A 20,150-nucleotide genomic window follows, 5' to 3' on the forward strand; every position below is an offset into this window, starting at 1 on the left:
GCGATGCACGGTTTAACGCGCAACACTGTCTTCGCTGGTGGGATAGTCCGGTTGCTCCGGCCTTTCCACATCTACCCAGACAAATTTGTCCCGGGAAAGTGCCCGCTCACCATCCATCCGGTAGGCCACCAGCCGCCCGTACTTCACGGCACTGTAGTCAATGCAGGCGACATTGGACTTGAGCGGCGCCGGCTCGCCCTCCATCCAGTAATGGCCCACGAACACCGGCGGTGCATCCAGGGGGTAACTGATCAGTTGTTTGCGCTCGTCATCGGTCAGTACCCGACTTGCCACTTCCGGTGGCAGTGGGTCTGGCTGGAACACAACATCGGCATAGGTATGGGGATCGTCCGCCCAGAATTTGGTTCGGAAAAACTCACGCACGTAGCCATCCCGACCGGTGATAGCCATTCCCTCGGGGAGCCTGAGATCTGTTCCACGCAGAAGGGTATCCATGACCTGCCCGGCAAAGGACTCAATGGCGGCAGAAGCGTGCAGGAAATCCTCATCGATGCAGGCGCCACCCTGAGACTGCTTGAATTTTTCGATCAGATCGCCGTCCCAGCAGGCGTGAACAACGCGGAAATCCTCATCGTCGATGAACAGCGGTATGGTGTAGAACCACTCGAGAAACTCATTCCACTCGTACGGATGCGCCTCGAACTGCTCCAGGGTCTCCCGGATCAGACGGTCATGACGGGCGTTGTGCTCACGCAAAAAGGTTTTGCCGCTACCGGGACGTGCCCGGGTGCAGTAACCCAGTGCATTGTACTCGTGATTGCCCATGACAATACGGGCCGAACCATGTTCCACCATGTCTCGCACAAGGTGCAACGCCTCGCGGATGCGGGGTCCACGGTCAATGATATCGCCAATGAAAATCGCCTGACGACGCGGGTGCTGGTACACACCGTTGATCTTCCGGTATCCCATCTGGTCCAGCAATCTGGCCAGGGTATTGGCGCAGCCGTGTATATCGCCAATGATGTCGTAACCGCGACTCGCGGTCGGTCTTGTTGCAGCCATGATCAACTCGCTGATATTTCACTAGCCCAGCCAAGCTTGTCACGGCAGGTGGCGTAGAAATTATGGTCGGTGGGGTGAATCAACCGGATCTTGAACGGCTTCTTGGTAATGCGAATGATATCGCCCGGCGCACAGGCAATGTTCATCTGGCCGTCAAAGCTGATTTGCGGATAGGTTTCATTGGTCTCCCCGATCACCAGTTTGATCTCACTCTTGCCATCGACAACGATCGGCCGACTACTGAGAGTGTGGGGAAACATGGGCACCAGAACAATGGCATCCAGCTTGGGATGCATGATCGGACCACCAGCGGAAAGCGAGTAGGCCGTAGAGCCGGTCGGCGTGGAGACGATCAGGCCATCAGAGCGCTGGCTGTAGACAAAATGACCGTCAATGAACAGATCGAAGCCGATCATCCGGGTGGATTTACCCGGATGCAGCACGACATCGTTCAGGGCGGTACCAAACCCCAGGGGCTGGCCATTGCGCTCGACGTTGCCATCCAGCAGAAACCGGGTCTCTTCCATATACTCGCCCTCCAGAACCTTACCGAGGCGTTCCTCAAGGTCGGAAGGGGAAATGTCGGTCAGAAAGCCCAGGCGGCCACGGTTCACCCCAAGCAGGGGAATCTTGGACTTGGCCAGCTCACGGGCGGCTCCCAGAAGACTGCCATCACCGCCGACCACAATAACCAGATCACAGATCTCGCCCAGCAGTTTTTTGCTCGCCACCTGCAGGCCATGCCCGGGCAACATGCTGGCTGTGTCTTCCTCAAGAATGACGTGGTAGTTGTTGGCGATCAGGTATTGTTTGAGCTGGCGCAGTGATTCAACCACTTTCACGCTGCCCATACGGCCAATCACACCAATGTTCCTGAACTGATCCATGAAGTTTCCTGTGATGTCGGGATGCGGCGGGGACCAACGAAACCGTTACCCCGGTGACAATCTGGCGTACAGTTTAACGAAAGTCACCCCGATACTGAAAAAGTTCCGGCCTCAGGCGTGGTGTTTCTCGCACCGGTCATCAATGCCCGGACGGAATTCTGCTGGCTGGCTTATCCGCAAAATCGGCTCACCACAAGGTTTGCCATCGTTGCCTTCATGGGTGCAAACGGGGTTTTCGTAGTGCTCCAGCCATTCCCGATAGGCGGGCTCATTCATACCGCAGCGCTCTGCTGCATAGGCGGTGGGGTTACTGAAGTAAAGTTCAATGTCTTTGAAAGGCAGCGTCACATGACCGACGCCCGGCTGGTAGGCCACCAGGAACACCGTCTGGCGCTTCAGGTGGTCCATGATGGAATCCTCCGGCGGTTCACGATTGCTCAGCTCGTGGTTTTCCTCCTCAAGGGCAACGATTTTCTCGTCCCTTAATTCCAGCTCCCGTTGGCGCCGTTCCAGCTGTTCCCTGAGCAGCAATAGCTCGGCACCCGCGTTTGAATCCTCACGCTGCTTTTCCTCGCCAACAGCGGCCATCTGCTCCTGCATGGTGAGGTACTGCTCGTTTCGCTCCGCCAGGCGCTTTTTGAGCTGCTCATTACTCAGGCGCTGGCGCTCGTATTTCTGCTCGAGATCGGCAAAATCACTGCGCAACGCCTGAATTTCCAGCCGATGCTCCCGCTGGATATCCGAAAGGGCATCGCGGTGAACACTTTGCAGGGTCTTGATCCGAAGACGCTGTTCCCGGATCAGCTGCGCCAGACGAGAACGATCCGCCGCTGCCGCAGACTCTTCACGTTCAGCAGAATCCTCGGCCTGCTCGCTCAGAACCGGAATGTTCTCTTCCTGAACCGGCTCCATTTTCCGGAATTTGAGGCTATTGGCCTCAACCGCTTTGCGAATCGCCTGGAAGTGGTTGTTCCCGGGTGTCATGTCCGGGTCCCAGAGATCCTCCTTGAACTTGGGGTCGGGGCATTGGCTCCGGCAGACCAGCCGGATCGCACCGCCACCCATGTCCGGCCCTTTCGCCCCCATTCTGGCCAGCTCTTCAATTGGCACATTCCAGTGACTGTCGGCCCGACCTTCCTCATCAAACCAGATCCGGAAGAACACCAGTGCCTGAACCCGGAGATCGCCACTCAGCTCAACCAGAACAGCCCTGACATCGGTTTCGGCGAGATCGGACAGCCCTACATAGCCATCCAGGAAGGCTCCGAATTCATTGGCCCGCATTTCGCGGGCCACCTGACTCCCTTCCACAAAAAATACCGCCGAATAACCATCGGTTGCCTGGTCGGCAGACACCATTGCACGTTCTCCACAAATCAACGATTCGACTGACTCAAAGCTATTAGTCTAGCCAGACAATCGTTTATGCACAGGGAAAAACTGCAACGATTTGTGATCGTGTTTGCGCCTAGAGCTCTGCCGCCAGACGACTGCCCTGATCGATCGCCCGCTTTGCATCCAGTTCCGCAGCCACATCCGAACCGCCAATCAGGTGCACCGGCAGGCCAGCCGCTTCAAGATCACTCTGCAGTTCACGCAGCGGCTCCTGACCGGCACATACGATAATGGTATCTACCGGCAGCACCCGGTCTTCGCCCTGCTCCGCGCCTTTCGGCGTGACCGTTACGTGCAGCCCCTCATCATCAATTTTGCGGTAGGTGACACCGGGCACCATCTGAACCTGACGGTTCTTCAGGGAGGTTCGGTGAATCCATCCCGTGGTCTTGCCCAGGTTCTTGCCCACTTTCGATGCCTTACGCTGAAGCAGGTAGACCTCACGAGCAGGCTCCGGAACTTCCGGCTCAACGCCCTGAATACCCCCCCGGTGTTCGACGCTCAGATCCACGCCCCACTCTCGCATGAAGTGGTCGGTGTCTATCGCGGCCGACGTGCCCTTGTGGACAATAAACTCTGAGACGTCGAAGCCGATACCGCCAGCGCCGATCACTGCCACTTTCTGCCCGACCGGCTTGCGCTCCAGCAGGGCATCGAGATAACCGATCACTTTCGGATGATCGATTCCTTCGATTTCCGGAGTACGCGGTTTGACGCCGGTCGCCAGAATCACCTCATCAAAGCCACCCGCTTTGAGATCATCAGCGCTGACCCGGGTGTTCAGGCGCACGTCCACCTGGTGCTTGTCGAGCATCACCCGGTAATAACGCAGGGTTTCGTAAAACTCTTCCTTGCCAGGAATCAGCTTGGCAACATTGAACTGGCCACCAATCTCACTGCCGGCATCAAACAGCGTCACCTTGTGGCCACGCTCTGCAGCCACAGTAGCAAAGGCCAGGCCAGCGGGACCGGCACCAACCACAGCGATAGCCTTGGGATTGGCGGTCTTCACGTAGGTCAGCTCGGTCTCGTGGCAGGCGCGGGGATTCACCAGACACGACGTCAGCTTGCCGCTAAAGGTGTGATCAAGGCAGGCCTGGTTACAACCGATGCAGGTATTGATCTCATCAGCGCGATCTTCCGCCGCCTTCAGAACCAGATCAGCGTCTGCCAGGAACGGCCGGGCCATGGACACCATATCGGCATCACCCTCGGCCAGAATCTTCTCGGCCACGTCCGGCATGTTAATCCGGTTGGTGGTAACCAGCGGGATGCTTACCTCACCTTTCAGGCGCGCCGTCACCTTGGTAAAGGCGCCACGGGGGACCGACGTGGCAATGGTGGGTACCCGGGCCTCATGCCAGCCGATGCCGGTGTTGATGATGGTTGCTCCCGCCTTCTCGATTTCCTTGGCCAGATGCACGACCTCTTCCCAGGTACTGCCATCTTCAATCAGATCCAGCATGGAGAGGCGGTAGATCAGGATAAACTTCTCCCCCACCCGCTCACGAACCCGGCGAACAATTTCGATGGGCAGGCGGATACGATTTTCGTAACTGCCACCCCAGCGGTCGGTCCGGTGATTGGTGTTGGAAACGATGAACTGGTTGATGAAATAACCTTCCGAGCCCATGACCTCAACGCCATCATAACCGGCACGCTGCGCCAGTGCGGCGCAATCCGCGTAGTCCTGGATCTGCTTTTCGATGCCGGCCTCATCCAGCTCCCTTGGCTTGAACGGATTGATTGGCGCCTGGATGGCTGAAGGTGCCACCAGCTCCGGAGAGTAGGCGTAACGGCCGGCATGAAGAATCTGCATGCAGATCTTGCCATCCGCTTCATGCACGGCGTTGGTGATAATCCGGTGCTTGTCGGATTCCTCTTCGGTGGTCATCTTGGCGGCGTGCTGGAACACGCCCCCTTCCACGTTCGGGGCAATACCGCCGGTAACAATCAGGCCTGCACCGCCGCGGGCACGCTCTGCATAAAATGCCGCCAGCCGCTCGAATCCGTTCTTGGCTTCTTCCAGCCCCGTGTGCATGGAGCCCATCAGGGTACGGTTACGCAATTTGGTAAAGCCAAGATCCAGCGGCTCAAGCAGGTTCGGGTATTTGGCTACGCCCGGAGTGGTGCTCGCAGTCATGTTCGGTCTCCTCATCGTGATCTTCGGCGGGACTCCCAAAACGGCCAGGGCCCCATTCATTGTTGAGCCTTAAACTACTCGCGGTCCTTGCCATCGACAATATCCAGGCATAACATTTTATTATCCCTGCATAACATGTCAGACAAAGACTGCAATGAGCGATCGCCGATCTACCCCACCCAAAAGCCAGAACTCACTGGGAGACATCAGTGTTCTCTATGTCTCTGCGCTAATGCGGGCAGCCGAAGCCGAAGGTGCGAACAGTGCAGAACTGGCATCCCGTTTCCAGCTTGACCATCAGACCCTGACATCGCCGGAAGCGCGCATCAGCATTCCAAGATTCATGCGCCTCGGACATGCGGCGATCAACGAGACCGGCAACCGCGCCCTGGGTTTGAGGATGGGAGCATTATCCCGCCCTGTCGACGCCGGTATTGCTGGCCTTGCCGGAGAGACTGCCAGCACGGCCGGAGCGGCGATCAGCACACTGATTCGCTTCGTTCTGCTGACCAGCCGCAACAGCCGAGGCACACCAACGGTCTGGCCGGAAATCCGGCAGGCCCAGTTCTATTCGATTCGCCCTTACAACGGCTTCAACTATTTTGTGGTGGATTCTGTTCTGGCGGCCTGGACCCAGTTCCTGCGAACCGTGACCGGCCGCTATGACGTTCTTGAAAGAGTCACCATCGAGTACCGGTCCATTGGCCAGGATGACTTATTCGAAAGCTGGTTCCGCTGTCCGGTGCAATTCGGGGCGACGAAGAACAGCCTCACAGTGCGGCAGGATATCTGGGAAAGCGCGAGCCAACAGGCCCAACCGGCCATGCATGAAAAGCTCACGGAGCTGTGCGAACGGGAACTGCAGCAGATCCGACGGGGATGGACAATGGGCGACCGGGTAAAAAACCTCCTCACACCGCTGTTCCGGGGCGAGACACCGAGCCTGGAAACCATTGCCATGAAACTGGGGGTTGCACCATGGACGCTTCAGCGACAACTGGCTGCGGAGGGAACCGGGTTCAGGGAACTGATGGATGAAACGCGGAAACAGCTGGCGCGGGATTATATTCGCGAGACGGAGACATCACTGGCGGAAATTGCCTGGCTTCTGGGTTTTGCCAATCCTGCCGCCTTTCACAAGGCTTATCGGCGGTGGTTCAGCCTGAGCCCGGGCGAACACCGAAAGCGAATCCGGCATTCCTGAGATCAGAGCTCCATGGCATCGTCCCAGCCGTCATCATCTTCGTATTCTTCAAACTGGTTTTCAATCAACTCTTCTTCGTAGTCCCGCATGGCGACTGTCCTGTTCTTGAACTTTCAGAAACAGACTAGACCGTCCCGGTGACAGAACGATGACACAGAATTGATTTCGGGCAGACAGAAAGGATCGTCAGGATTACTGGAGGCGTTACGGGGTAAACAAGAAGAGCAAAAATGGCGGAGCGGACGGGACTCGAACCCGCGACCCCCGGCGTGACAGGCCGGTATTCTAACCAACTGAACTACCGCTCCGAGCGGGTCACCACAACTGGCCTCAGGAAGGCCTGCAATCACCGGTGTGAATGCTCTGTGACAACGAGGGCGCATTATAAAGAGGCGCCCTGTTATGTCAACGCTTTTTCTCAAAAATTTTCAGAAAAAGCGTCCTGTTACATGGCATCGACCATGGCGTCCTTGCCCTGTGCGGTTTTGCGGTATTCAATCGGCGTCATACCGGACCAGCGCTTGAATGCGCGATAGAAGGTACTGGGCTCAGAGAAGCCGGTGAGATAGACAATTTCATCGATGGATTCGTCGGTAGTTGCCAGGAGCTGGCGGGCCAGACGATAACGAAAATCCGCGAGCACCTGATTAAAGCTGGTCTCGGCCTCTGTCAAGCGCGTACGCAGGGTTCTCGGCTTGATACCAAGACGCTCAGCCACGGCATCCAGGGTAACCTCACCGCTATCGAGGAGTTCAGCCACAATCCGCTCCACCTGGCCAACGATATCCTTTTTTTCCAGCCGGGCGACCTGCTCGCTGGCAAACCGCTCGTGTAGATCCAGCAGCTCCGGCTCTGCATGAGGTGAAGCGTGAGACAGCAGTTTTGCAGGAAAGTACAGCCGGTTCTGCGGGGCACCAAAGGTGACGTCACATCCGAGCACCTCGCGCACATGATCCTGGCCCTCGGCCCGCTCATGCTCGAACTCAATGCGTGACGGATAGAAGTTGCCATCGGTGATCGAGCGGAAAAAGGTAATCAATCCCAGCACGAAACATTCGTTGAAATGCCTCAGACGGCGGACATCATCAGACGCCGCATCCAGCACCATGCAGGCATCATCACCTTCAATGAAGAAATCGGTGTTCGCCGCGTCACTCAGCAGGCGCTGATAGTTCTGGGCCCGCCGCAGGCCTTCGCCGAAGGTTGGGCTGCTCAGGAAGAGATATTCCAGTACCTGCCCTTTGTACGCAGGGAGTAATTGCCCAAGGTGCAGACCCACATCGGGATCCCCGGAAACATCCTCAACAGCCTGCCAGAAATACATCTGGGCACTGTGGGGAGTTCGAAGCTGCTCGGTATAGACGTAATTCTCATCCACACCCAGTCGAGTGAAGATGGCATCGGTATCGATTCCCTTCTTTTTCATCGCCTCATAAATCAGGCGCAACATCACTCCCGCGTCACGAAGTTCCTGCATAAGATTCCGCTTTTTATTGGTTTACTGCTGTGACCTTCCCGACAGCCGCCGTGGCACGCCAGGTCAATGCCTGATCTGGCGGGGTTTGCCAGACTCCAGGGGTTTGTCAGACTCAAGGGGCCTATGAAACGCACCCTGTTAGACAATCGTCTTATATTAGAGCATATCAGGCCACAGACGCCGAGTTGTACCAAAATGTAAAAAAAAGCATACCCTTTGCTTCAAAGCTTTCTAATCAGGCAATGCCGGGATTCATTGTCCGGGCTGTGAAGGAGAACACCCATGCCAGAGACTCTCGTTTACCACAACACGCCGCCCGCCCTGTTACCGATGTATGGCAGAACACTGTTACCAAAGCAGAAGCAAACCGACGGTGACATCAGCATCCCGGATCTCTCGGCGAGCCTGCTCGGTATCAGTACCGCAGGCAAGAACCTGAAACGCTACCAGCAGGTTTGCGGCTTCAAGACTCACAGCCATCTGCCCGTCACCTGGCCCCACGTGCTGGCCTTTCCCCTGCACCTGAAACTGCTCACCGAGAAAAGTTTCCCCCTGCCACTGCTTGGCCTCGTACACCTGCGAAACACCATTGCCCAGCACCGGCCAATCGGCACCGGCGAAAATCTGGATCTGCAGGTAAGGCTTGGCAATACTGTAAAAAGTGACCGAGGCGTGGAGTTCGACCTGATTACAGAGGCGCGCTCGGCAGGCCGGCTGATTTGGGAAGAAGCGAGCACAACGCTGTTCCGGCAATCGGATGGTGAGGGCAAATCCGGCAAAAAAGCGCCACCGCAGCTGGAGCGTTATCCGAACACAGAAAACATGAAAGCCCCCGAGTCCATTGGCCGGCATTACGCCCGTGTATCCGGCGACAGCAATCCGATCCACATGCACGCCCTGAGCGCCAAAGCCTTTGGCTTTCCACGGGCAATCGCCCATGGCATGTGGACCAAAGCCCACGCACTCGCACTACTGGAGCAACAGGAAGGCTGGCAAAGTGGCGCCCTGAGCGTTAGCTGCCAGTTCAAGAAACCGTTGTTTCTGCCCGGCGCCGCCCAGCTCAACTGGCAAACGGGAGAGGAAGGCTGGGATTACCAGGTCTTGAATGCCAAAGGCGATGCGCGCCATTTAACCGGGCGCATCGACTGGCTCTAGTTCTGGGAAGGCTCACCATCCGGTGCGCAGGGGGAACCCTGGGCGCCGGCAACGGGCAGAGTGAAGTAGAAACAGGCGCCGCCATCTTCCGGTCGCTCGAAACCGATATCACCACCCTGGGCCTGTATCAAGGAGCGGCAGGTTGAGAGACCAATCCCCATGCCCTCGTCCTTGGTCGTGAAGAACGGCAGGAACAGTTTCTCTTCGGCGTCTTCCGACAAGCCGACGCCATGGTCACGCACCTGGATTCGCACACAGGTATCACCCTGCACACTGGCACTCACCTCGACCGGCGCACTGGAATCAATGCTGCTGGTGGCCTCCAGGGCATTGCGGATCAGGTTGAGCGCGACCTGCTGCACCTGAACCGGGTCTGCCAGAACCTCCGGCATGTTCTCCGGCACTGACAGTTCAATGGCACCCTTGTTGTTGCGCATATCCACTTCCGCAAACTGCCGGGTATCTTCCAGCAACGCAGGCACTGACAGCACTTCCTTGCCCGTAGCCGGCTTTTTCATGAATCGACGGATGCGACGTATGATTTCACTGGCCCGGTGGGACTGGGCCTCAATCTTGTCCAGGGTCTCCTGGAGCAGACCCATGTCCGCGTTTTCCTTCGCCATCATCCGCTTGGCAACGCGGGCATAATTGGTGATGGCTGTCAGCGGCTGGTTAACCTCATGGGCAACACCGGCGGCCATCTCACCCATGGTAGTCAGGCGGGATGTATGGGCCAGCTGATCACGTTGTTCCTGAACCAGCTGCCTGGCATCCTCCAGCGCCTTTTCGTTGTCCAGTTCCGCGGTGATATCCCGGAACACGACAACAGCACCGTGGAGCTCGTCAGAGTCCAGTTTCGGGGTGGAACGGTACTCCGCCGGAAAGCCGGTGCCATCGGCCCGCAGCATCCGGATATCCCGCTGGTTCTCGGCCACACCTTGCTGACAGGTGGCCTTTACCGGCAAGCCGTCCGGATTGTCCCCGGCAGTCGCGAAGTGGGTCTGGAAAAAATCGCGACCAATCAGCTCTTCCACCGGGCAGCCAACAATCGAGGCCGCCGCAGGGTTGGCAAATTCGATAATGCCGTTCTCATCGAGGCCGTAGATGCCCTCGCTGATGGAATTCAGAATCCGGGCCTGATCACTCTGCAGCTCGCGATTGCGGGCCTGCAGCTCCCTCTCGAGGCGAATCACACTGGCGTGGGTTCTAACCCGGGCGATTACTTCCTGGGACTGGAAGGGCTTGGAAATATAGTCGGCGCCACCGAGGGAAAAGCCTTTCACCTTCGCCTGGAGGTCATCGAGCGCAGACAGGAAAACAACGGCACAGTCCGCCGTCTGGGGATCGGCCTTGATGCGCTCACAGACTTCATAGCCATCCATCTCCGGCATCATGATATCCAGCAGAATCACTTCGGGCTGATGGCGGTGGGCAAGGTCGAGGGCCTTTTCGCCCTCGTTGGCAATGAGCAGCCGGTAACCTTTGTCTTTCAGGGTCTCATAGAGGACTTTGAGGTTCTGCGGGTTGTCGTCCACAAGCAGAACCGTCACCTCCGAGTTCTCGCTGACAGCTTCAGTCATAAATGTCGGGCCGGTTAAAAAAGTAACCGTATGATGCCGCCGGGATCACCCTGCGTCGATAAGGTCCTTTACGGACAGGACCATACGAACGAGATGTGCCAGGGAATGGGTACCCATCTTGTGCATAACGCGGGAACGGTGGATCTCCACTGTGCGCTGGCTTATCTCCAGCTCAATGGCAATCACCTTGTTGGCCTGACCGGCAATCATCCTGTCCATGATCTCGTGTTCACGGGGGGTCAGGCTCTTGACCCGTCGGATGATCTCCTGCTTCTCATCCAGGGACTTCCGCTGTTCCAGATCCTGCTTGAGTGCCGCCTCGATTTTCTCCAGCAGCGCTTCCTCACGGTATGGCTTCTGGATGAAATCGACAGCGCCCTCTTTCATGGCATCAACGGCCATGGGCACATCACCGTGACCGGTCACAAAGATGATCGGCAGGATGGAGTGCTTTTCATTCAGCTTTTTCTGGAGCTCCATACCGTCCATGCCGGGCATGCGGATATCCAGCACAATGCAGCCTGCCATCTTGTCGGAATAGTCCTTCAGGAAAGCGGTTGCACTCTCATAGGTCTTGACCGGCTTGCCGTCGGATTTCAGCAGCAGCTCCAGGGAATCGCGGACTGCTTCATCGTCCTCTACAACGTACACGGTTTGCTGGATATCAGTCATGGGTGTGTTCTCTCCTGTCCGTTTTCTTATGATCGCCGGTCAGTGAATTGACGGGTCTTTATGGTCGTCACGAGCATGTTCCTGACGCTCGTGTTCCCGCATTTTCTCAAGTCGTTGCTGGATAATGCCAAAAACGCTCTGCTTCGGGTACCTGCCTTTGTCATCGGCCTTGCCCGCAGGCTTGCCAAGCAGGAGGGTTATGGCCTCTTCAACACGGGCAACCGCGTATACCGCGAACTGGCCTCCGCGCACTGCCTGCACCAATTCGCTGTCGAGCATCAGGTTCTGCACATTGGTGGCTGGCACAATGACACCCTGGGTGCCTGACAGTCCGCCCTTGAGCTGGCAGGTTGTGAAAAAGCCTTCCACTTTCTCATTCACGCCTCCGATGGGCTGAACTTCGCCAAACTGGTTGACCGACCCGGTGATCGCCAGATCCTGTCGCACCGGAATTCCGGAGAGAGACGAGATCAGTGCGCACAGCTCTGCCAGCGATGCACTGTCACCGTCCACTTCGCCGTAGTTCTGCTCAAAGGTCAGGCTGGCCGACAGATGCATCGGGTCGTTGACCGCAAAATGGGAGGCGAGCCAAGAGCTCAGGATCATCACGCCCTTGGAGTGAAGATTGCCACCGAGTTTCACATCACGCTCAATATCCATCACCGCGCCATCTCCATAATAGCAGGTAGCAGTGACACGGTTGGAAAGGCCAAATTCAAAACCACCCGTGGACAGCACTGACAGTGCATTGACCTGGCCAACGCACTTACCAGTGGTAGTTACGAGCGTCGTGCCGTCACGGATGGAATCGTAGAACTGGTCCCGAATGCGGCTGCTGCGGTATTTCGCACTTTCCAGCGCGCGCTCAACATGCAGGTCCTGAATCAGCTTCGCACCGGCCTGTCGGGCCCAGAAATCCGATTCCCGCAGCAGATTGGCAATATCCGCCGCATGCAGGGAGAGTCGATCCTGATGCTCGGCCATGCGGGCACTGTGTTCAATAACCCGGGCAACTGCCTTATTGGAGCAGTGCAGCAGTTTTTTCTCACTCACAAGGCTGGCGATGAATTTTGCATAGAGCAACTGACTGTCATCGGAGCGGTACATCTCGTTCTCGAAATCCGCCGTTACCCGGAACAGTTCGGCAAACTCGGAATCGTATTCCTGCAGCAACATCCAGGTTTCACGATCACCGAACAGAACAATCTTGACGTCCAGGGGAACCGATTCCGGTTCAATTGAGATAGTGCCGGACAACGTCAGTTCCCGTTCCAGGGAATTTATCTGTATGGACTTCGAGCGCAAGGCACGCTTGAGGCCGTCCCATACAAACGGCTGCTCCAGAACCTTGATGGCGTCCATCAGCAGATAGCCGCCGTTGGCGCGATGCAGACTGCCCGGGCGGATCAGGGAGAAGTCCGTGAACACCGTGCCCTTGTAGGTGACGTTCTCCACGTAACCAAACAGGTTGTGGTAGGTGGGGTTATCCTCCACCACCATCGGTACCTCGTTGGTCTTCTGGTGCACCAGCACATTGACCAGATACCGCCGGGGCATCTTCTTGTCCAGGGAAGCGTAAGCAATCGCGGCCTGCTCCTCGTTGTCGTCGAGAAATATCTCCAGGTTCTCCACCAGATCCGCCCGAACCGCCTCAAAGTAGGCGACCACATCCGGCAGATCCTTGTACTTCTCGATCAGCTCATCAATCTGGTGGCCAGAGATACCTTCGAGCGTTTCCTGGTTCAGGGCCTGCTGTTTATCAGCATACTCCTGCTCCCAGTCCGCCAGTTTGCGCAGGGCCTGGCGCAGCTTTTTCTCGAGCCTGTTGATGGCATCTTCAAACTTGTCGCGCTGCTCATCACTTAGCGCCTGGAAAGATTCTGCGGTATGGGGCTCGTCGCCATTCATGGCAACCAGCCGGTAGCCACCTGGCGTGGTCACGGTCAGGCTGACTTTCTTGCGCCTGGCCTGAGCCGCCACTTTCTCAAGTTCATCTTCCTGCTTCTTGCCGTATTCGTTCTTCAACTGCTCCGAGCGTTCCAGGAAGCTGTCGCTGTCAAAGGTCTGGGGAATCACCTTGACCAGTCGACTCATCAGCTTTTCCATATCCTGCTTGAGCTGGGTGCCCTTACCGGCCGGCAACTGCAACAGCTTCGGAATCCGCGGCTCCTCGAAGTTGGCCACGTAGCACCAGTCATGGCTCTGTTGATCCGTATCCACATGATGCTCCAGGTAGCGCAACATCATGGTGCGCTTACCCAGGCCATTTCGGCCAACGGCATAGACGTTATAACCGCCATGGGGCATTGCCAGGGCAAAACGCACAGCTTCCTGGGCGCGGTTCTGCCCGACGATTTCAGCCAGGGGCTCCAGTTGCTTGGTGGTTTTGAACGGCAGATCTTTCAGAACACAGGCTTTGTAAAGCTGGTGCAGAGACAGTGACTTCAAGGTTTGGTCCTGTAACGGTTAACACATTGGCCGGTCATTGTAGATTCTGCAGTCGGCTCTGTCGCGTTCAGCAGGAAGATTTCTGGAGTTGCGCACACTGCGCAGGATTTTGTTAGGCAGTTCACAATTCCGCAGCCGGTCATTTTTCAGCCAGCCCTTCCGGAACTACACTTCTTCTCCCAACCATAAATACAATGCACGCAACGGATGCCCGCATATGACCAGTGATTCCGCCGAACGCAGAATCAAGGATCGTTACTCCGCCTCCTGCCTGAAGGTTCAGCTCCGGGAGCGTGGTTTCTTTGGTCGGGGCAAGCAGCCCACGCCGGTGACCTGCCTGGACCTCAACCGCTACGGTATGGCCGTGCTCTGCCCGAGGCCGGTGGACCCCGGAGTACGCCTGTTCATGGATTTTGACGGCAAATACATCAGCGAATCGCGGGTTTGCGCCCGGGTGGTGGACTGCCAACCTTACCAGACCGGCTATCGCGTCAGCGTCCAGTTCAGCTATTGCCTGGACAAGAAAGGCTATTCACGCACTGTCGACAATGCATTGTCGAGGATTGAAGGCTTCTACAACCGGTTTGCCAGCTGAGCCAGCCTCTCAGCCTCACACCAACCCGGCATCAAGGCTGGCCGCGACATACATTCCCAACTCCCGGCACTGTTCTTCAAACTCATCCCGATACTCACCCCGGCAGATCAGGGGCTCCTGGATCAGCTTCCAGCGCAACCCGGTGGTAATGCTTTCAATAGCCCGATTGGTGCCCGTGCCGTCATGGCCGGCCCGGATGTAGTAGGCAAAGGGCAAACCCTGGGTTTTCTCAAGGCAGGGATAGTAGCTGCGATCGAAGAAGTCTTTCAGGGCACCACTCATATACCCGAGATTCTCAGTGGTACCCAGAATGATGGCGTCACAGGCGAGAACGTCCTCGGGGCCCGCATCGAGGGGCGCAAGAACGGTTATTTCAACGTTTTCGATGTCTTCATGGCGGGCACCCTCCTCCACGGCTTGCCGCAGCCGGAGGGTATTAGGAGAAGGCGCATGGGCAACAATCAAAAGTTTCTTCATGCCATCCATACGTCCTCCCTACATCAGGTTTAGAGCAGTTCTCCGTTCGCTTCGGCGGGCGCTTCTTCAGCCTCTTTCTTGGAGACCGGCTTGGGCATCAGCTTATCGCGAACCTTGGCTTCAATCTCATTGGCAATGTCCATGTTTTCTTCCAGGAACTTGCAGGCGTTCGCCTTGCCCTGGCCGATCTTGTCGCCGTTATAGGCGTACCAGGCACCGGACTTGTCAACAAAGCCTTCCTTGACGCCCATATCCAGAACTTCCGCCATGTGGTAGATGCCCTTGCCGTACATGATCTGGAACTCGGCCTGTTTGAACGGCGGTGAAACCTTGTTCTTGACCACTTTAACGCGGGTCTCGTTACCAACGACTTCATCGCCGTCTTTGACCGAACCGATTCGACGGATATCCAGGCGAACGGAGGCGTAAAATTTCAGGGCGTTACCACCGGTGGTGGTTTCCGGGCTGCCGAACATGACGCCGATTTTCATACGGATCTGGTTAATGAAGATCATCAGGCAGTTGGCGTGTTTGACGTTACCCGTCAGTTTCCGCAGCGCCTGGGACATCAGTCGCGCCTGCAGGCCAACGTGGCTGTCGCCCATTTCACCCTCAATCTCGGCTTTCGGCGTCAGGGCCGCTACCGAGTCAACGATGATTACGTCTACCGCGTTGGAGCGCACCAGCATGTCGGCGATTTCCAGGGCCTGCTCACCGGTATCCGGCTGGGAAACCAGCAGATCGTCCACGTTCACGCCGAGCTTCTCGGCATACACCGGATCGAGAGCGTGCTCGGCATCCACAAACGCACAGGTTTTGCCGGCTTTCTGGGCTTCTGCAATCACCTGCAGGGTGAGCGTGGTCTTACCGGAACTCTCCGGACCGTAAATCTCACAGATTCGACCGTAAGGAAGACCACCAATACCCAGGGCAACGTCCAGCCCCAGGGAGCCAGTGGAGACCGCAGGAATGGCTTCGCGGGGCTGATCGCCCATTTTCATGACAGCGCCCTTGCCAAACTGGCGCTCGATCTGTCCAAGTGCTGCGCTCAATGCTTTCTTGCGGTTGTCTTCCATCAGTGCAAACCCTCTGTCGCCTGGGCCGCCGACCTCAGATAAAGGGCGGCAGCAAATAGTGGATCGGGAATCTGTACAGCTTAAACAGCCAATTCCCTGTATATTTGAACAGTATTAAAACATAACCCGCAGAGGAGACCAACCCCTTCGGATGTGAAAGCCGTCAGAGTTCGCCCACAAAATCGTTAACCCCTTGAAGAGCAAAGAGAACGGCTTGCCGGCGGACCTGATCACGATCGCCCTCAAAGTGCTTCACCACTGCCACGGTAGAGGCCGGACTGCTGCCCCAGGCAAACCAGACGGTACCCACAGGCTTGTCCTCGCTGCCACCGCCGGGCCCGGCTACACCGCTGATGGCCACGGCAACGTCAGCACCCGTTGCCACCAGGGCCCCGGCCACCATTTCCCGCACCACCGGCTCGCTGACCGCACCGTATTCCTCCAGCGATTTCCGGGTCACGCCCAGCAGCCCCTGCTTGGCTTCATTGCTGTAGGTTACCAGCCCGCCAAGCACATAGGCCGAGGACCCGGCCCTATCGGTCAGAACCTTGGCAACCCAGCCGCCGGTGCAACTCTCCGCCGTAGCGACAGTGCGGCCGGTTCTCAGCAGTCGTTCACCAAGGCGATTGCCTGCCTCTTCCAATTCCTGATCGCTGGCCAGCATAATGACCTCCTTCATTTCATCGCGGCGGTTATTTTCTTACAATTCACGCCTTCATCCAAAGCAAGGCTACCCGGACCCGTTCATGTCAGCAGCTCAGACCGATCTTTCCAAGCACACCCCAATGATGCAGCAGTACCTGAAGATCAAGGGCCAGCACCCCAACGAACTGGTGTTCTACCGCATGGGGGATTTTTACGAGCTGTTCTACGAAGACGCCAAGAAAGCGGCGGAGCTGATGGACATCACCCTCACCGCCCGGGGCCAGTCCGGAGGCAACCCGATCCCCATGGCGGGCATCCCCTACCATTCTTCTGAGGGCTACATTGCCCGGCTGGTTCGGGCAGGTCAATCCATCGCCATTTGCGAGCAGATTGGTGACCCGGCTACCAGCAAGGGACCGGTTGACCGACAGGTGGTAAGGATCGTTACACCTGGCACCCTGAGCGACGACGCCTACCTTGAGGATCGCCGCGACAACCTGCTGGTTGCCATCTATAACCAACGGGAACAGTTCGGTTTTGCCTCGCTCGACATCTCCAGCGGCCGTTTTGCCGTTTCAGAACTTGAGAACCTGGAGGCACTGCAGGGCGAACTTCAGCGGCTTCGCCCGGCGGAAATTCTGATCAGCGAGGATTTTCCCTACGAGGAAATTCTGGAAGGTTTTACCGGAATTCGGCGCCAGGGCCCCTGGCTGTTTGAATCCGATACCGCCCGACGGGTGATCACCCAGCAGCTGCAGGTGCGAGACCTGACCGGATTCGGCTGCGAAGACCTGAACCTGGCGGTCTGTGCCGCCGGCTGTCTGCTGCAGTACGCCAAGGAAACCCAGCGCACCGCCCTGCCCCATATTCGCAAGCTGACCCGTGAACGGCGTGATGAAGCGGTCATTCTGGACGCCGCCAGCCGCCGCAATCTGGAGATCGACACCAACCTGATGGGCGGCCACCAGTACACCCTGGCCTGGGTGATGGACCGTACCGCTACCTCCATGGGCGGACGAGAGCTTCGGCGCTGGCTGAACCGCCCGCTGCGGGACGTGGACATCGTCCGTCAGCGCCAGCAGGCCGTTTCGGCGCTGCTGGACGGGTTTCACTACGAGCCTGTGCACGATCTGTTGAAAACCGTGGGCGACATTGAACGGGTACTGGCCCGTGTCGCCCTTCGGTCAGCGCGCCCTCGAGACCTGGCAAGGCTTCGGGATGCCTTCCAGGCACTGCCAGATCTGCAGGAAACCCTGAAACCGGTTAACTCCCACCATGTCGTCAAGCTGGCGACCATCATTGGTGAATACCCGGAACTGGCGGATCTGCTGGAGCGCTCCATCATCGACAATCCTCCAGTGGTGATCCGTGAGGGCGGGGTTATCCGGGAAGGCTTCGACGAAGAACTGGACGAGCTGCGCAACATCAGCGAGAACGCCGGCCAGTACCTGCTGGACGTGGAAACCCGGGAGCGTGACCGCACCGGCATCAGCACCCTGAAGGTGGGTTACAACCGGGTCCACGGCTATTACATCGAAATCAGCCGCGCCCAGTCGGACCAGGCGCCGGTGGATTACATTCGCCGACAGACCCTGAAGAATGCCGAGCGCTTCATTACCCCGGAATTGAAAGAATTTGAAGACAAGGCCCTCAGCGCCAAGAGCCGGGCGCTTGCCCGTGAGAAAGGCCTGTACGATGAGGTCCTGGAAACCGTGGCTGGGCAATTGGCACCATTGCAGGATGCCGCCCAGGCTCTGGCCGAGCTGGACGTACTGAGCAATTTTGCCGAGCGCGCCACCTCCCTGCGCTTTTCAGCGCCGGAATTCAGCGAATCCCCCGGTTTCGATATAGAAGAAGGCCGCCACCCTGTAGTTGAACAATTGCTGGACGAGCCTTTCGTACCCAACGATCTGTTGATGGATACCCAGCGCCGCATGCTGGTCATCACCGGCCCGAACATGGGCGGTAAATCCACCTACATGCGCCAGGCCGCACTGATCGCCCTGCTGGCCTACACCGGCAGTTTTGTGCCAGCCAACCGGGCTGTGATCGGCCCCGTGGACCGGATTTTCACCCGGATGGGCTCCTCCGACGACATCGCCGGCGGCCGGTCCACCTTCATGGTGGAAATGACCGAAACCGCCAACATTCTGCACAACGCCACCGAGCACAGCCTGGTGCTGATGGACGAGGTGGGCCGGGGCACCAGCACCTTTGATGGCTTGTCACTGGCCTGGGCCACCGCCGAGCACCTGGCCCGGGAAATCCGTTGCTACACCCTGTTTGCCACCCACTATTTCGAGCTCACCCAACTGGCCGATGAGTTGCAGCATGCCGTCAACGTGCATCTGACAGCCACCGAACACGATGACAGCATCGTATTCCTGCATAACGTCCACGATGGCCCGGCGAGCCAGAGCTACGGGCTTCAGGTGGCCAAGCTGGCAGGCGTGCCCCAGGATGTAATCCGTAACGCCAAAACCCAACTGTCCCATCTGGAAGGAAGTGCCTCACCAGCGGCACCGGCAGCTCCGACTGGTGGACAGAGCATTGATACGCCACGGGCCAAACCGGCCACTCAGGTTAATGAACCCGTCTACCAGGGCGATATGTTCGCGAGCCTTGAACCCAGCGCCGTGGAAGAAGCCCTGAAAGAGATGGATCTGGATCGGCTGACTCCCCGGGATGCCATGAACCAGCTTTACGAACTGAAGGCGCTGATGAAGAAATAGCGGAAAATTGATCTGTGTAATAAGGTTATAGCAGCCCAACGCTTGCGGCTGTGCGGGTCGCTCCCTACAATATCGCGCACTAAAATATAACGGCGGCGCCCGACGGCGCTCCTGATGAGACTGACCACCACTGGACCAGGGATCTGACTATGGCGTTTATCGTTACTGATAACTGCATCAAGTGTAAATACACAGACTGCGTGGAAGTCTGTCCGGTAGACTGCTTCTACGAAGGACCGAACTTTCTGGTAATCGACCCGGACGAATGTATCGACTGCGCCCTGTGCGAGCCAGAGTGCCCGGCCGAAGCCATTTTCTCGGAAGACGAGCTGCCTGCCGACCAGGTCCAGTTTGTGGAGCTGAATGCCGACCTGGCCGCAAAATGGCCGAACATCACCGAAAAGAAAGACCCGCTGCCCGACGCCGAAGAGTGGGATGGAAAGCCGAACAAGCTGCAGTATCTGGAAAAGTAAGACTTCAGAGCTGAAACTGAAAAAGGGAAGCTGCGGCTTCCCTCAGATTGCTGACGAACCCCGGTTTTTTCCGGGGTTCGTTGCGTTTGGGCGCATTAAATTCAGTTGGCGACAGATCTAGCCCAATAGTCCCGACCGGATTGCCAATACGCGAGATAACGCAGT

General features: G+C 57.4%; 16 protein-coding genes and 1 tRNA gene. 5 read left to right on the forward strand and 12 right to left on the reverse strand.

Features of this window, described 5'->3' with window-relative positions; all coding sequences use genetic code 11:
• Window positions 1-12 precede the first annotated feature (12 nt).
• The 4 genes from KEHDKFFH_RS18115 to KEHDKFFH_RS18130 all read right to left on the reverse strand — a co-directional run bounded on the left by KEHDKFFH_RS18115 (window position 13) and on the right by KEHDKFFH_RS18130 (window position 5,451).
• Complete coding sequence (locus KEHDKFFH_RS18115) at window positions 13-1,026, reverse strand: metallophosphoesterase (RefSeq protein ID WP_104323205.1); 1,014 nt, start codon at window positions 1,024-1,026, stop codon at window positions 13-15.
• 2 nt (window positions 1,027-1,028) lie between these two features.
• On the reverse strand, window positions 1,029-1,913 hold the full coding sequence (locus KEHDKFFH_RS18120) for an NAD(+) kinase (RefSeq protein WP_064227361.1): 885 nt from the start codon (window positions 1,911-1,913) through the stop codon (window positions 1,029-1,031).
• Window positions 1,914-2,024: 111 nt separating this feature from the next.
• On the reverse strand, window positions 2,025-3,272 hold the full coding sequence (locus KEHDKFFH_RS18125; RefSeq protein WP_104323206.1) for a DNA repair protein: 1,248 nt from the start codon (window positions 3,270-3,272) through the stop codon (window positions 2,025-2,027).
• A gap of 109 nt (window positions 3,273-3,381) precedes the next feature.
• The gene (locus KEHDKFFH_RS18130; RefSeq protein WP_104323207.1) at window positions 3,382-5,451 is read right to left on the reverse strand and encodes an oxidoreductase; all 2,070 of its coding nucleotides are present in this window, start codon (window positions 5,449-5,451) and stop codon (window positions 3,382-3,384) included.
• Window positions 5,452-5,605: 154 nt separating this feature from the next.
• Between KEHDKFFH_RS18130 and KEHDKFFH_RS18135 the strand changes: the two genes are divergently transcribed.
• Complete coding sequence (locus tag KEHDKFFH_RS18135) at window positions 5,606-6,655, forward strand: AraC family transcriptional regulator (RefSeq protein WP_104323208.1); 1,050 nt, start codon at window positions 5,606-5,608, stop codon at window positions 6,653-6,655.
• A gap of 231 nt (window positions 6,656-6,886) precedes the next feature.
• Here KEHDKFFH_RS18135 and KEHDKFFH_RS18140 read toward each other — a convergent pair.
• A tRNA-Asp gene (locus KEHDKFFH_RS18140) sits at window positions 6,887-6,963 on the reverse strand.
• A gap of 137 nt (window positions 6,964-7,100) precedes the next feature.
• A complete protein-coding gene (locus KEHDKFFH_RS18145) occupies window positions 7,101-8,132 on the reverse strand; it encodes an AraC family transcriptional regulator (protein ID WP_069183863.1) in 1,032 nt (343 codons plus the stop codon).
• A gap of 282 nt (window positions 8,133-8,414) precedes the next feature.
• Here KEHDKFFH_RS18145 and KEHDKFFH_RS18150 point away from each other — a divergent pair, with 282 nt between their 5' ends.
• Entirely contained in the window at window positions 8,415-9,287 is an 873-nt protein-coding gene (locus KEHDKFFH_RS18150) for a MaoC family dehydratase (protein WP_104323209.1), read from the forward strand.
• On the opposite strand, the gene KEHDKFFH_RS18155 is transcribed toward KEHDKFFH_RS18150, so the two are convergent.
• From KEHDKFFH_RS18155 to KEHDKFFH_RS18165, 3 genes are read right to left on the reverse strand one after another with little or no spacing between them, the layout of a single operon-like run.
• Window positions 9,284-10,867 carry an ATP-binding response regulator gene (locus tag KEHDKFFH_RS18155; RefSeq protein WP_104323210.1) on the reverse strand — a complete coding sequence of 528 codons (1,584 nt, stop codon included), beginning with the start codon at window positions 10,865-10,867 and terminating at the stop codon, window positions 9,284-9,286. The two genes, KEHDKFFH_RS18150 and KEHDKFFH_RS18155, sit on opposite strands and share 4 nt — an antisense overlap.
• Before the next feature lie 45 nt (window positions 10,868-10,912).
• Window positions 10,913-11,539, reverse strand: a complete 627-nt coding sequence (fixJ, locus tag KEHDKFFH_RS18160) for a response regulator FixJ (RefSeq protein ID WP_069183866.1) — start codon at window positions 11,537-11,539, stop codon at window positions 10,913-10,915.
• Between the two features lie 39 nt (window positions 11,540-11,578).
• Window positions 11,579-13,987 (reverse strand): ATP-binding protein, encoded by a 2,409-nt coding sequence (locus KEHDKFFH_RS18165; protein WP_104323211.1) that lies wholly within the window; start codon window positions 13,985-13,987, stop codon window positions 11,579-11,581.
• Window positions 13,988-14,204: 217 nt separating this feature from the next.
• Here KEHDKFFH_RS18165 and KEHDKFFH_RS18170 point away from each other — a divergent pair, with 217 nt between their 5' ends.
• On the forward strand, window positions 14,205-14,582 hold the full coding sequence (locus KEHDKFFH_RS18170; protein WP_104323212.1) for a PilZ domain-containing protein: 378 nt from the start codon (window positions 14,205-14,207) through the stop codon (window positions 14,580-14,582).
• A gap of 15 nt (window positions 14,583-14,597) precedes the next feature.
• Here the strand turns inward: KEHDKFFH_RS18170 and KEHDKFFH_RS18175 are convergent, their stop codons facing one another.
• From KEHDKFFH_RS18175 to pncC, 3 genes are all read right to left on the reverse strand, one after another.
• On the reverse strand, window positions 14,598-15,068 hold the full coding sequence (locus KEHDKFFH_RS18175; protein ID WP_192875806.1) for a flavodoxin family protein: 471 nt from the start codon (window positions 15,066-15,068) through the stop codon (window positions 14,598-14,600).
• A 20-nt stretch (window positions 15,069-15,088) separates the two neighbouring features.
• Window positions 15,089-16,135, reverse strand: a complete 1,047-nt coding sequence (gene recA, locus KEHDKFFH_RS18180; RefSeq protein WP_104323213.1) for a recombinase RecA — start codon at window positions 16,133-16,135, stop codon at window positions 15,089-15,091.
• 163 nt (window positions 16,136-16,298) lie between these two features.
• Complete coding sequence (gene pncC, locus KEHDKFFH_RS18185) at window positions 16,299-16,799, reverse strand: nicotinamide-nucleotide amidase (protein ID WP_104323214.1); 501 nt, start codon at window positions 16,797-16,799, stop codon at window positions 16,299-16,301.
• A gap of 82 nt (window positions 16,800-16,881) precedes the next feature.
• Here pncC and mutS point away from each other — a divergent pair, with 82 nt between their 5' ends.
• Window positions 16,882-19,512 (forward strand): DNA mismatch repair protein MutS, encoded by a 2,631-nt coding sequence (mutS, locus tag KEHDKFFH_RS18190; RefSeq protein WP_104323215.1) that lies wholly within the window; start codon window positions 16,882-16,884, stop codon window positions 19,510-19,512.
• 149 nt (window positions 19,513-19,661) lie between these two features.
• A complete protein-coding gene (fdxA, locus tag KEHDKFFH_RS18195; protein WP_008170541.1) occupies window positions 19,662-19,985 on the forward strand; it encodes a ferredoxin FdxA in 324 nt (107 codons plus the stop codon).
• Window positions 19,986-20,150 lie beyond the last annotated feature (165 nt).

The organism is Marinobacter maroccanus (genome assembly GCF_002933275.1).
GTDB lineage: Bacteria > Pseudomonadota > Gammaproteobacteria > Pseudomonadales > Oleiphilaceae > Marinobacter > Marinobacter maroccanus.

What these genes read in the sequence shown, in the direction of transcription:
- KEHDKFFH_RS18135 (WP_104323208.1), top strand. Translation starts at nt 5,606, where the DNA reads ATGAGCGATCGCCGATCTACCCCACCCAAAAGCCAGAACTCACTGGGA.
- pncC (WP_104323214.1), bottom strand. Translation starts at nt 16,799, where the DNA reads ATGCTGGCCAGCGATCAGGAATTGGAAGAGGCAGGCAATCGCCTTGGT.
- mutS (WP_104323215.1), top strand. Translation starts at nt 16,882, where the DNA reads ATGTCAGCAGCTCAGACCGATCTTTCCAAGCACACCCCAATGATGCAG.
- KEHDKFFH_RS18155 (WP_104323210.1), bottom strand. Translation starts at nt 10,867, where the DNA reads ATGACTGAAGCTGTCAGCGAGAACTCGGAGGTGACGGTTCTGCTTGTG.
- KEHDKFFH_RS18175 (WP_192875806.1), bottom strand. Translation starts at nt 15,068, where the DNA reads ATGGATGGCATGAAGAAACTTTTGATTGTTGCCCATGCGCCTTCTCCT.
- KEHDKFFH_RS18130 (WP_104323207.1), bottom strand. Translation starts at nt 5,451, where the DNA reads ATGACTGCGAGCACCACTCCGGGCGTAGCCAAATACCCGAACCTGCTT.
- KEHDKFFH_RS18125 (WP_104323206.1), bottom strand. Translation starts at nt 3,272, where the DNA reads ATGGTGTCTGCCGACCAGGCAACCGATGGTTATTCGGCGGTATTTTTT.
- fdxA (WP_008170541.1), top strand. Translation starts at nt 19,662, where the DNA reads ATGGCGTTTATCGTTACTGATAACTGCATCAAGTGTAAATACACAGAC.
- KEHDKFFH_RS18120 (WP_064227361.1), bottom strand. Translation starts at nt 1,913, where the DNA reads ATGGATCAGTTCAGGAACATTGGTGTGATTGGCCGTATGGGCAGCGTG.
- fixJ (WP_069183866.1), bottom strand. Translation starts at nt 11,539, where the DNA reads ATGACTGATATCCAGCAAACCGTGTACGTTGTAGAGGACGATGAAGCA.
- KEHDKFFH_RS18115 (WP_104323205.1), bottom strand. Translation starts at nt 1,026, where the DNA reads ATGGCTGCAACAAGACCGACCGCGAGTCGCGGTTACGACATCATTGGC.
- recA (WP_104323213.1), bottom strand. Translation starts at nt 16,135, where the DNA reads ATGGAAGACAACCGCAAGAAAGCATTGAGCGCAGCACTTGGACAGATC.
- KEHDKFFH_RS18145 (WP_069183863.1), bottom strand. Translation starts at nt 8,132, where the DNA reads ATGCAGGAACTTCGTGACGCGGGAGTGATGTTGCGCCTGATTTATGAG.
- KEHDKFFH_RS18170 (WP_104323212.1), top strand. Translation starts at nt 14,205, where the DNA reads ATGACCAGTGATTCCGCCGAACGCAGAATCAAGGATCGTTACTCCGCC.
- KEHDKFFH_RS18150 (WP_104323209.1), top strand. Translation starts at nt 8,415, where the DNA reads ATGCCAGAGACTCTCGTTTACCACAACACGCCGCCCGCCCTGTTACCG.